This window comes from Sphingobacterium sp. UBA5670, from assembly GCF_002420705.1.
Taxonomy (GTDB): Bacteria; Bacteroidota; Bacteroidia; order Sphingobacteriales; family Sphingobacteriaceae; genus Sphingobacterium.
The window spans coordinates 103,373-115,310 of the sequence record NZ_DIIM01000011.1; the positions used below are offsets into that span (position 1 = coordinate 103,373).

The 11,938-nt window shown below is 39.6% G+C and carries 11 protein-coding genes; 8 read left to right on the top strand and 3 right to left on the bottom strand.

The annotated features are described in order from the left end of the window. Nucleotides 1-44 precede the first annotated feature (44 nt). From B3C94_RS10340 to B3C94_RS10375, 8 genes are all read left to right on the top strand, one after another. A complete protein-coding gene (locus B3C94_RS10340; RefSeq protein ID WP_293903053.1) occupies nt 45-1,517 on the top strand; it encodes a glycoside hydrolase family 30 protein in 1,473 nt (490 codons plus the stop codon). Nucleotides 1,518-1,574: 57 nt separating this feature from the next. Continuing rightward, nucleotides 1,575-2,912: a DUF5125 domain-containing protein gene (locus tag B3C94_RS10345; RefSeq protein ID WP_293903056.1), complete on the top strand. Its 1,338-nt coding sequence runs from the start codon at nt 1,575-1,577 to the stop codon at nt 2,910-2,912. Between the two features lie 197 nt (nt 2,913-3,109). Further along, the gene (locus tag B3C94_RS10350; protein WP_293903059.1) at nt 3,110-3,487 is read left to right on the top strand and encodes a hypothetical protein; all 378 of its coding nucleotides are present in this window, start codon (nt 3,110-3,112) and stop codon (nt 3,485-3,487) included. Nucleotides 3,488-3,933: 446 nt separating this feature from the next. After that, nucleotides 3,934-4,839 carry a hypothetical protein gene (locus B3C94_RS10355; protein ID WP_293903062.1) on the top strand — a complete coding sequence of 302 codons (906 nt, stop codon included), beginning with the start codon at nt 3,934-3,936 and terminating at the stop codon, nt 4,837-4,839. A gap of 5 nt (nt 4,840-4,844) precedes the next feature. After that, nucleotides 4,845-6,833 carry a TonB-dependent receptor plug domain-containing protein gene (locus B3C94_RS10360; protein WP_293903065.1) on the top strand — a complete coding sequence of 663 codons (1,989 nt, stop codon included), beginning with the start codon at nt 4,845-4,847 and terminating at the stop codon, nt 6,831-6,833. Between the two features lie 21 nt (nt 6,834-6,854). Next, complete coding sequence (locus tag B3C94_RS10365; protein WP_293903068.1) at nt 6,855-7,706, top strand: MbnP family protein; 852 nt, start codon at nt 6,855-6,857, stop codon at nt 7,704-7,706. A gap of 81 nt (nt 7,707-7,787) precedes the next feature. After that, nucleotides 7,788-8,816, top strand: a complete 1,029-nt coding sequence (locus B3C94_RS10370) for a cytochrome-c peroxidase (RefSeq protein WP_293903071.1) — start codon at nt 7,788-7,790, stop codon at nt 8,814-8,816. A 21-nt stretch (nt 8,817-8,837) separates the two neighbouring features. Continuing rightward, entirely contained in the window at nt 8,838-9,935 is a 1,098-nt protein-coding gene (locus tag B3C94_RS10375; RefSeq protein ID WP_293903073.1) for a hypothetical protein, read from the top strand. A gap of 56 nt (nt 9,936-9,991) precedes the next feature. Here B3C94_RS10375 and folP read toward each other — a convergent pair whose 3' ends face one another. From folP to B3C94_RS10390, 3 genes are read right to left on the bottom strand one after another with little or no spacing between them, the layout of a single operon-like run. Next, nucleotides 9,992-10,834, bottom strand: coding sequence for a dihydropteroate synthase (gene folP, locus B3C94_RS10380; RefSeq protein ID WP_293903076.1), 843 nt, complete (start codon nt 10,832-10,834; stop codon nt 9,992-9,994). A gap of 32 nt (nt 10,835-10,866) precedes the next feature. Then, nucleotides 10,867-11,346, bottom strand: coding sequence for a DUF4920 domain-containing protein (locus B3C94_RS10385; RefSeq protein WP_293903079.1), 480 nt, complete (start codon nt 11,344-11,346; stop codon nt 10,867-10,869). A 1-nt stretch (nt 11,347) separates the two neighbouring features. Beyond that, nucleotides 11,348-11,926 carry an L-threonylcarbamoyladenylate synthase gene (locus B3C94_RS10390; RefSeq protein WP_293903082.1) on the bottom strand — a complete coding sequence of 193 codons (579 nt, stop codon included), beginning with the start codon at nt 11,924-11,926 and terminating at the stop codon, nt 11,348-11,350. Between the last annotated feature and the right edge of the window lie 12 nt (nt 11,927-11,938).

Below are 11,938 nucleotides of genomic sequence, written 5' to 3' on the forward strand. Positions count from 1 at the left end.
GGATGGGAAAAAATTATTAACAGATGAAATATAATAATACAACTATGATATATACATTCTTGTTGTCCTGTTTGATAACGGCAACATCTTGTAACCGTGACAGCTATACTCCTTCACAAGGTGAAGATATTAAAAAAAGTGGCGATGTAACTATTTACACAACAACAGGTAGCCGGTCTGTGGATTTTGGAAAACGCTTTGTGGACTTCAGTTCCAAATTCAATATGTCTCCGAATACTATTACGATAGATCCTACGCAAAAATTCCAGACGATGGACGGATTCGGTGCAGCGATTACAGGTTCTACCTGTTACAATCTAATGAAAATGAATCAGGAAGACCGGACGAAATTCCTCACGGAGACGTTTTCCGATAAGGAAGGGATGGGGATGAACTATATCCGTATTGCCATTGGATGTTCTGATTTTTCTTTGAGTGAGTATACCTGTTGGGACAAGGAAGGAAAGCAAAATTTTGGGCTACAGTCGGAAGAAACGCAATATATCATTCCAGTGCTGAAAGAAATACTTGCGATCAATCCGTCCATAAAAATTATGGGTTCACCCTGGACTCCACCGAAATGGATGAAAGTGAACAACCTGACAGATTTAAAGCCCTTTGATTCATGGACCAGTGGTCAGTTAAATCCAAAATATTATCAAGATTACGGTTGGTATTTTGTTCAATGGATTCAGGCAATGAAAAAAGAAGGCATCAATATTTATTCGATTACTGTTCAAAATGAACCATTGAACCGGAAAAATTCCGCTTCGCTTTATATGTCTTGGCAAGAACAACAAGCTTTTGTCAAACAAGCTTTGGGGCCACAATTAAAAGCAGCTAACTTATCAACAAAGATATATGCATTTGATCATAATTATAATTATGATAATATTGCCGATCAGGCTGATTACCCTGTAAAGATCTATAACGATGCCGGAGCGGCCTCTTTCTTCGCTGGAGCTGCATACCATAACTATGGTGGGGATAAAGCGGAGCTAATAGATATTCATAATCAACGCCCAGACAAGGAGCTGATATTTACAGAAACATCCATTGGAGAATGGAATGATGGCCGGAATCTCGAAAAGCGATTAATGGAGGATATGCGCGAAGTCGCACTTGGTACTGTAAACAATTGGAGCAAGGGTGTTATCGTTTGGAATTTGATGTTAGATACCGACAAAGGGCCTAATCGCGAAGGAGGCTGTCAGACGTGTTACGGAGCCGTGGATATCAGTAAGGCAAATTATAAGAATATAACACGCAATTCGCATTATTATATTGTTGGTCATCTTTCTTCGGTGGTCAAATCAGGAGCAACGCGGATTGGTACTTCTGGCTACACAGCGGAAGGCCTTGTGTATACTGCGTTCCAAAATACAGATGGGACCTATGCTGTTGTTCTGTTAAACGAATCTGGCGATAGTCGTAAAATCACGTTGGCAGATGGTAAACATCATTTTAGCTATGATGTACCAGCCAAGTCGGTTGTTTCTTACCGTTGGACCTATTAACTGGAGGATGATAAAACCTAAGCGCTATCACATGGATAGCGCATAAATTATGAACAAATGAAAAGATATCTCATCAATATGCTATTGGGAACTGCTGCTATTGCCGCAGTCAGTTCTTGTAAAAAGGATGAAAAATATACCTATCAAATAGGGGATCCTAAAATCGAATTGAAATCACCCATTTCAGCTGCAAATTTTGGGGATAGTCTCGAATTTCAGGTGCACGTGTCGGATAGTGAAGTTGCGTTGTCTACAGTTAAAGCACAATTGTATTTTACAGACGATAAAGTAACAGAAACCGTCATCCGTACCAAACAAAATGGAGACTACTCGGGAAAGATTTATGTTCCGTTCTTGAAAGATATTCCTGATGGAAAAGCAACCCTTAAGTTTGTCGTACAGAATATTAGCCAAAAAATAACGGAACAAACTTTTGATATTAACCTGAGCAGACCCGATTTTCCATATTTAACTTTAGTCACAGAGTCCAAATCCTATCGCATGGAAAAGGTAGGGCGTAATCAATATGCGGCAAAAGAGAATTTTGCAGCCGAGGTAAAAGGCTATATTCAAGCGCCAAAAGTAGGTACACAAGGCAATGCGATGAACTTTGGATGGGTGAATAATGCCATTAATTTAGGTTCTACCGCTGAAATTCCATTTTCAAATTCGACTTCTGGTGTATATCCAATTCAATTTAATACATTGACATTTCAGGCATCTCCATTTATTGTTGTACTATTAAATGGATCGCAGTTCAGTCGACTGGATGATAAACATGCTAAAGTCGAAATTGAGCTGGCTCAAGGGAAAACGACGACTTTTGAAGGAATTGCGGATCTGCAAGATTGGTGGATCGATCCAGATTTCTTTACCAAAGCGGCCGATGGAAGCCTATCGTTTAAAGGATCAACTGGAAAATACCGTGTTACAGCAGACTTTAACTTAAAATACTTTGTGGTTGAGGCGATGACAGGCAATGATTTGGCAAAACTCCAAGATGATGGATCTGGGGCTGTCTGGATTATTGGTGAAGGAATTGGAAAGCCTAAAGTATCCAGTAACCAGGTGGGCTGGAACACGGATAAAGCGCTTTGTCTAGTTCCACTAGGTAACAAGAAATACCAGATAACTGTTAAGGCAGGAGAGTCTATAAATTCTGATAACATCAACTTCAAATTTTTCCATCAAAAAGGATGGGGAGGTGAATTTGGGGGTACAGACCTGACGACTACAAGTGATATCGTTTTTGTAGGGGATGGCAAGAATGGTCGTGATTCAGGCAATCTGGGCATCAAAACGGGTAAAGTATTAGAGGCCGGTAAAACCTATGTTTTTACATTGGATTTAACTGCAGGCAATAAGAAAGCTGTCTTGACGATTGCGACAAAATAATAAAGATTGATTTTTTCAAGTGCCAGGTAGTTTTCTATCTGGCACTTTTTCTTTCTAATGGAATTTGATTATTCCAAGTTTCATTTGTTATATTTGCCCAAACTCAGGACGAATTATCATGAGCTTGAGTTGGGCAGTTTATAAAATAAAGAAGCAATCTTCCTGATGTAAGCTGCTATTGAGAATAAAATATTCGAATGAAAATCAGACTGTTTATATGGATTCTATTACCCTTGATGCTCCTACAGAGCTTCTCAACGGTATGGCTATGGACAGTGTTCGAGTTGAATCGAGATTATATCGCACGTTACGAATGTATCAATCGTTTTAACGATAATGCGCTTGCCTGTCGAGGGCAGTGTATTTTGATGAAGAAAATGCGCGAGCATGAGGAAAAGGAACAAAAAAATCTTGAATTACGTATTATTGATGTTGTTTTTATAAATAATACGCAAGATTTTACGTTTAAAAATACGGCTCTTTATGAAGACACTGTGGAGCGCCTGCTTCCAGTATATAAAAAAGATTATTCCTATAATCCCATCTTTACAATATTTCACCCCCCTTTGGTTTAAATCCAGTTAGTAATTTATTTGAATAAGTAATCGATCGCTGATGATGGTTTACAATGTACGCTAACATTAGCTTCGCTTTAGAATTGCGTTGTGAAAATGCGTTTAGCGATGCCTTGTCAAAGTAATCAATCCTCCGATTAAGTTGCTTATTCAGTATTTATTTCAATGAAACCGTTATGGTTATTTGGGCTACATCGCGATGTGGGTCCGAATCATTTTGAATTTTGATCATGGATAGTAATCTGTTTAAAATCAACAGTATGGTTTCATTTCGATAGAAAAAATATATCCATTCGTCATATAGGATACCGGCATGATTTATTCAAACCGAGTGAAATGAGATCACGTATACAAAAAGCAGATTGTACATGAATATTCATGAGGAAACCGAGCTTGTGAGTTCACGAAATAAATCGGAAAGCTTCCTGACACATGAAAAATTATAGATGAGAGATTTATTTATAAAAAAAGCGGGTTTTTATATCGCGATTATAGGCCTTCTTCTAGTCGCCTGTACCAAGGAAAAGACAGATTATGAGGCCGAGCGGGGAAATACTGTTGAAGATAATACGGAGTTTAAAGAAGTGACAAGCATTATTTCTTCAGGGTACAATGTTCGTATTGAAGCCCCAGGCGGGGTATTGTATCGCGGTTATAATGATATCCACGTGAAAATCAATAAGCAGCAAAATAATGAACCTGTTGCCGTTTCCGCAGTCAAATTGCTGCCAATCCAAACCAATGTGCAAGGAAGGAAAATTGTTTGTCCGCACCAGTCCGTAATGGACTACACGTTGGATGGAAGCTACTTTTCCGGTTACAGTGTGTTTACAGATGAAAGTTCTGCAGCAGCAAACTGGAGTTTGGAAATCGATTTTACAATTGGCGGTCAGACCTTCACAGCTACACAGAATATAACTGTAAAGCCGCAGGTAAATAAAAATCGTAACATAACCACCTTAACGGGGAAAGATGGCGAACAGTATTTAATCGCCTTGATTGCTCCTTGGAAACCAACTGTTTCTGAAAATAAACTGGTCGCCGGGATTTATAAATTAGACGCTGCACAATCGTCTTATACAACAGTCAATGGATATACCTTGCAGTTAGATCCACGTATGCCTGAACCTTCGATGGGCAACCATTCTTCGCCCAATAATAAGGACTTGGTACAACAGGCCGACGGATTGTACCATGGCGTTGTGAATTATACAATGACAGGTAACTGGACATTGAATTTTATTTTGGTCAACCAAAATGGAAGGGTGATAGCAGGAACTGAGGTGCCTAAGGACTTTACACCGGGGGTAGAAGGTCGTAAAAGCGAGTTATACATTGATATTCTATTCTAGAGGCTATGAGGAAGATAAGTATGATGCTCTTTATGTTGTCTTTGGGATGGAACGTACACGGACAAAACAATCCTGTTACTCGCGATACAACGAGACGTCTAGCGGAGGTTACAGTCAATGCAGCTGCCAAAAAGAGGATTGAAAACGATCTGAAGATGACGGTCTCTGTGGATGAATATTTGGCTTCTGCAAGTAATATTAGCTTTATCAAACGTGGTGCCTACGCTTGGGAGCCCCTACTCAATAATATGAGTAGCGAGCGTTCGACAATTACGATCGATGGGATGCATGTCTTTGGAGCATGTACGGATAAAATGGACCCGATAACCTCTTATGTAGAAAGTAATAACCTTGCTGCCATAGCTATTAAATCGGGGCAGGAAGGTAATCAGCATGGTGCTACGGTCGCTGGCAGTATAGATCTAAAAAGAAGGAATACGTCGTTTGGTCTACAGAAAAAAATTGGTGGAGCCTATCAGACAGGTATTGAATTCAATAATAAGCAGACCTTTAATCTTGGAAATTTATATTATTCAAGTGACAAATTTGTGGCAGATGGAAGTATTGCTTTCCGGAAGGCAGGGAATTATTATGATGGCAATGACGATGAAGTAAGACATTCTCAATATAATAAATTCAATGCATCGTTAGGCCTGGCCTATAAAACAAGTCCTCTTTCCGCTGTTCGAGTGGATGCTATTTTTGATCGCGCTAAAGATGTGGGCTTCCCAGCTTTACCAATGGACTTATCGTTATCCAGAGCAATCATCACTTCTGCGGCATACAAGCAGTTGTTTGAAGAGGGCTTGGTAAAAGTATGGGACACTAAAGTTTATTTTAATGCAGTTGAACATTATATGGATGATACAACTCGTCCGGAGAATTTGGTCCATATGGATATGCCAGGTTGGAGTACGACTTACGGTCTTTTATCCAAAATTAGTCTGCAGAAAGATCGTTTTTCTTCGGAAATACAAGCAAATGCTTACGATAATCTGTCTATAGCTGAGATGCGTATGTATCCGCAGGATCGATCCAAACAAACCATGTTTGCGTATAGCTGGCCATGGGTGACCACCCGTTTCGCGAGTGTAGCCATCAATAACTCATTGGATTTGTCCGATATTAGCAGGCTTGTCTTTGGAGGTTCATTGGGTTTGAACTATAACTATTCGAAATACGTTGAATTCAATTGGATATTTCATCCCGGTTCCCCGCAAAAGAAAAATAGAGTTCTTCCGAGCCTACATGCCAGCTATCAATTAAATATTGGTCAGTTTGACCTTTCCCTAGGTACAGGGTTTGGGCATCGTGCTCCCTCTGTTTCGGAAGCGTATGGTTATTACATCTATAACAGTTTCGATCGTTATGACTATATCGGAAATCCGAATTTAAAAAATGAAGTTTCTTATGAAGCCAATGCCAGTGCAGGATTTAAGACCGGAAAGTTAAGCATTGGAGCCAAGGCCAATTATTTCTTTATCCAAGACTACATTATTGGCCGGATTTTGAGTTTGGGTAGCCCCATGAACTATCAATCGGTAGGCGTGAAAGGCTATACCTCTTTAGATCATGCGACGCTGTTTAATCTGGCACTCAATGCGCAATATCAGATTTTGCCCGATCTAGATTGGAAAGCTGTACTTACTTATGCCAGAGGGCAAGACAATATGGGCGGAAATCTGCCTTTTATACGTCCCTTGAGTTATCAAACATCACTGCATTACCGATACAAAATGATCGGTGTGCAGACCTCAATGAATGGGGACTTTAGTCAGGTAAATTTTAGTCCTGAATATGGAGAGGACCAAACTGCATCCTATAAGATTTGGAATGTCTCGGCAGATTATAACTTCCATATTAGAAAATTAAATGCCACGTTTCAGGTCGGTGCGGAGAACCTCTTCAATGAATACTATAGTACCTATGCAGATTGGGGAAATATACCACGCATGGGTAGAAATATGTTTACATCCTTAAAAATCAATTTTTAATAATTTAAAACTTAGTATAAAATGAAAAAAAATACAATAAAACTTATGATGATCTCTTTGGTCATGATTTCATGCAGTAAAAGTGAAGATGTTGCCAATAATGTTAATTTGCATTTCAACAATACATTTAAAAATACGACAATCGTCTTAGGCGGAGCTGAATCTCCTGCGGCTACAACGAATACCTCGGCGAATGGGCAAGTGCATCAATTTTCGGAGCTTAAGTATGTAATTAGCAATATCAGGCTTATTAAGGCTGATGGGACTGAAATTCCTTATCATGTAAATGACTTAGACAAGGGGGCTACGGTGGTCAATCAGGCAAAGCTTTCGAGCTTGGACTATACGTTGGCCGACATACCTGTAGGGGAGTATAAACAGCTTAAGTTTGGATTTGGAGTGAAGCAGGAACTAAACACCCTAGATCAGTTTAGGTTCCCTGTATTTTATGCGGCTGCGGGAGCCAATGATACGGAGATGATGTGGCAGTGGGCGACGGGCTATCGTTTTGCCAAATTGGAGGGCTTTTATGAGAGTAATCATCAGAAATTTACGATTCATACTGGAAGTACATTAAATGGAAAGTCTGGGCAACCGGATACCTATGTACAGGGGATAGATGCTTATCGCGATATCACCTTGGATTTAAATACAAGACTTGTCGTTGGTGGTAACCATCCGGAGATTACGATTAAGGCAGATTTTGATAAGCTATTCAGTGGAAATAATAAGATCATTATCGATGAGAAATATGAGACAGCACCACAACAACATGAAGGAATGGAGGCCATGGTAACGTATGTCAATAACCTCGGCGGAGACGGTAAGGAAGATCGCGTTGGAATGTTCGCTATAGAAAAAGTCAAAAATTAACGTAACCAGATAAAGATCACTACGGATAGCCTATACCAGGTTTGAGTATAGGCTATCCATGATGATTTTATAATAATAGCTATGCAGATGAAAATGGTGGTCGGGATATTGTTTATGTTGTTATTCATATTATCCTGTCATGATGAGGATAGTTTGGTGTCGGATAACACTGATAATCCCGAGATTCTTTTTTTTATACCAACAGATTTTCCCAAGCTGAATAATTCTGTAAGTGATAATAAACCAACAAAATATGGCGTCGAATTGGGTGAAAAGCTATTTCATGAGAAACGATTTAGTGGTAATAATACGATCTCATGTGCAAGCTGCCATAACCCTTCTCTTGCTTTTTCAGATGGAAAAATGCAAGCGATAGGTATATACGATCGCGTTGGATTGCGGAATACGCCGCCCTTACAGAATTTGGCCTTTATGAAATTTTACAATTGGGATGGTAACATTCTTGAATTGGAAAAGCAACCATTGGTTCCCATCATCACGCATGAGGAGATGAATTCCTCTATTTTGGAGGTAATCAGTAAAATTAGTAGCGATGATGATTACAAAGATTTATTTAAAAAGGCATTTGGTGATGGGGGGATAACGCCTGATCGGATTTATAAAAGCCTCGTACAATACGAGTACACTTTAGTATCAGCGAATAGCAAGTATGACAAAGTGAAAAGAAATGAAGGAGAAAAGTTTACGGAAACAGAAGAACGTGGATACAAGTTGTTTAAGCTAAAGTGCGCCAGTTGTCATGCGACGGAATTGTTTACTGACCAAAGTTTTAGGAATATAGGCTTTCCGCTAAATAAAAATATGGAGGAGGCTGGAAGAGCGCGGGTAACAGGAGTTTCTTCGGACTACATGGCTTTTCGGGTACCTTCTTTAAGAAATGCCGAATATACGGCTCCTTATGGGAGTTTTGGCCAATTTCCAACGTTAAGGTCGGTTTTGGACTATCTTGATAATGGGGTATTGGATGCAGCTAATTTAGATCCTTTGCTTAAAGAAAATGGCAATAGGATTGCTATGACCGAAGCCGAAAAGGAGGATATCGTCGCATTTATTAAAACATTAAGCGATGCTGCCTTTGTAGGTAAATAAATTGACCCACCATAGGTGCCGATGAAAGAGAACTATGCAGAAGAAATATCTGTAGCGTATCCGGAAGTAACATCGTTTTTATTTGAAGAAAAAGAACTAATTTCAATTATTCCGTTTAACAAACGCATTACGATTATGAATCTTTTCAGTATTTCTACGAAAATCTCTTCCGTGTTGTGCCGAACATTCTTCTTTTTAGCTTTTATAGGAGGACTAGTCTGTTGTAAAAAAGGCAACTCAAATGATGACAAAGGCCCTTTAGCTGGGGGATATTCTATTTTAGTCAATAAGGGAAATGTGCTCGTCAGCGGTTTTAGGGCTGAGGGAGGCAATGTGAATACAAAATATTGGGTCAATGGAGACAATTCGAACCAAGCTACCTTTACGGGACTTGTCGGAAATCAATCTGGTTACAGACAATCCGTAGACAAGAAATCTAGAACTGTTTATACTTATAAAAACCTAGATGGTACGCTCCAAAACTATCAATTTAATCAAGGGAGCCTGGCAAATGACGGTAAGATTTTCTATTATAAAGACAATACCATGATAAGTATGAAGGGGGATAACATTGGGAATATTTCCGCTGTTGATTTTTATAGTGGAATGCCTTATTTTGGTGGTTTTCTAGGGGAAATCACTTCCTCTGAAACGGGAAAGGTTTTGCGCCCCATAACACCATTTGTATGGGATGGTAATTCATCGTTCACATTGTTGTCACTTCCCAAGAATGTGCTTTATTTTAAAGGCGTCAGTACGATCTATGCGTCAGGATCGGATGAGTTTTATGTAGGTGGACTTTGTGGTATGCCTGTGTATTGGAAAAATGAAGAACCGGTTGTGTTGGACGAACGTTACGGAGAGGTTTGGCAAATCACCAAATCGGGTTCTGATGTGTATGCCGTAGGACTAATCAATAAATACAATTCTAATAGTACGGGACATACTGCATGCTATTGGAAAAATGGAAAACTTCATGAACTTGAGGACCGTGCCCAGGCTTTCGGGATATATGTAGATGGAGATGATATTTATGTTTCGGGAGCAGTTGGAAATGTCCCCGCTAGCTACAGACCTTGTTATTGGAAGAATGGGGAGCGTGTTGACTTACCGATGTAACAGTTAAAAAAATACAGGTATATCTCCGCTATAAATAGGTCTCTCCATACTTGGAACTATGTATAGAAGAGATCAACTAATTGTTTGGCTTCCTTTACGTCATGTACCCGGAGTAGCTGTATACCTCTTTCGAGCAACAAGGTATTTAGAGCAGTCGTACCATTTAATGCATCTTGGGCTGTGATTCCAATTTTTTTATAGATCATCGATTTACGGGATATTCCGCCCAAAATCGGTAGTTCGAAGTAGTGAAGTTCATTGACACGATAGAGCAACTCATAATTTTGTTCGACTGTCTTTGCAAAACCAAAGCCCGGATCAAGAATAATGTCTTTCACCCCCATACTTCTTAGCGTCGCAATGCGGTCACCTAAAAACGTGGCAACGTCAGTTACAATATCTGTATAGTCTGTTTGTTCTTGCATATTTTCAGGGATACCGCGCATATGCATGAGAATATAAGGAACTTGATATTTGGCTACCGTAGCGAACATGTTATCGTCGAGTGTACCTCCCGAAACATCATTTATGATGTGCACTCCCGCATCGATTGCAGCAGCAGCAACGTCTGCCCTAAAGGTATCGATTGATAAAACAGCTTCCGGAAATGCTTCCTTAATTGCGCGAATTGGAGGAAGAGCCCGATCCATTTCTTCCTGTGAAGAAATCAGCGGGGCACCTGGGCGGGAGGAATAGGCACCAATATCAAGAATTTGCGCACCTTCAAGTAGCAGTTTTCTTGCTTTCTCGACCGCTAATTCAACTGTTGTATTGTCACCGCCATCATAAAAAGAATCTGGAGTCACATTGAGTATCCCCATAATAACAGGTTTTTCGAAGGTCAATAAATTCCCATCCACCCGTATAGAATGGCAAGCTGACGTTTGGAATCTTTTCATTAGAGCAACAGTAGGTTAAGCGTATGAAAATTTTATTTTACAACCAGAACTCCATCAGCTATAATACTAATGTCTTTTTTGGGTTGTGTAATTTGATCTATTTCAGTTTGCGATTTGCCAAGATCTTTGGCCGCGTGTTGTAAAGAAGCAACAGAAACTTCCTTTTTCTTTGCGATACCCTCAATGACAACTGTTTTACCAATTATATCCGCCGGCATAAAGAAACCATAGTCTTTGAAACGCACTGTAATAGGCTCTTCACCATCTCGTTGCAGTGTCATGAAACAACCTTTTTTCTTACAAACTTCAACAACCTTGCCTTCTATTCTGCCGTTGAAAGCATTTTTTTTGCTGAGTTCTTTTTCAAGCTTTGCTACTGATATTGCATGGGAAGCAGAGATTTCCTTTCCATATTTTACACCTGGCTTTGCTGAAGGAATGTCCTTTTGCTGTGCTGAAGAAAGGTTGGTAAGGGCAATCCCTAATACAAAAAATAAAAAAATCTTTTTCATGCTATTTTCTAATAAATTCGAATTTACCACTTGGGTCCAGTTTCATAATGGTAGATGATTTTCCATCGGTTTCTACATCTCTGTCGTAGGCGACAATATAGTCCACTCCCTCTTTGATGGCATCAGATATTTCGTCAAAATCTTTTGCTGTGGGTTCACCGCTAATATTTGCCGAAGTGGAGATTATCGGTTTGCGGAACCGTTGTAAAAGCTGTTCACAAAAAGGATGTTTGACAATCCGAATGCCAATTGATCCGTCTTCCGCTATTGCGTTGGGAGCAAGATTTTTGGCATTCGAATAGACAATTGTCAAGGGTTTTTCCGTATATTCAATAAGTTGATAAGCAACCTCTGGAATCTCATTGACATAACTCGCCAATTGATTGTCGTTATGTAATAAGACAATCAGGCTTTTAGATTTATCTCTTCCTTTCAGCTGAAAGACTTTTTCTACCGCTTCAGGATTGGTGGCATCACAGCCTATTCCCCAGATTGTATCCGTGGGGTATAAGATCAGTCCACCATTTTTTAGCGTCTCCAAGGCCTTATTCAAATCTTCTCGATCTACGAATCCACTCATTTTATTTTTTAA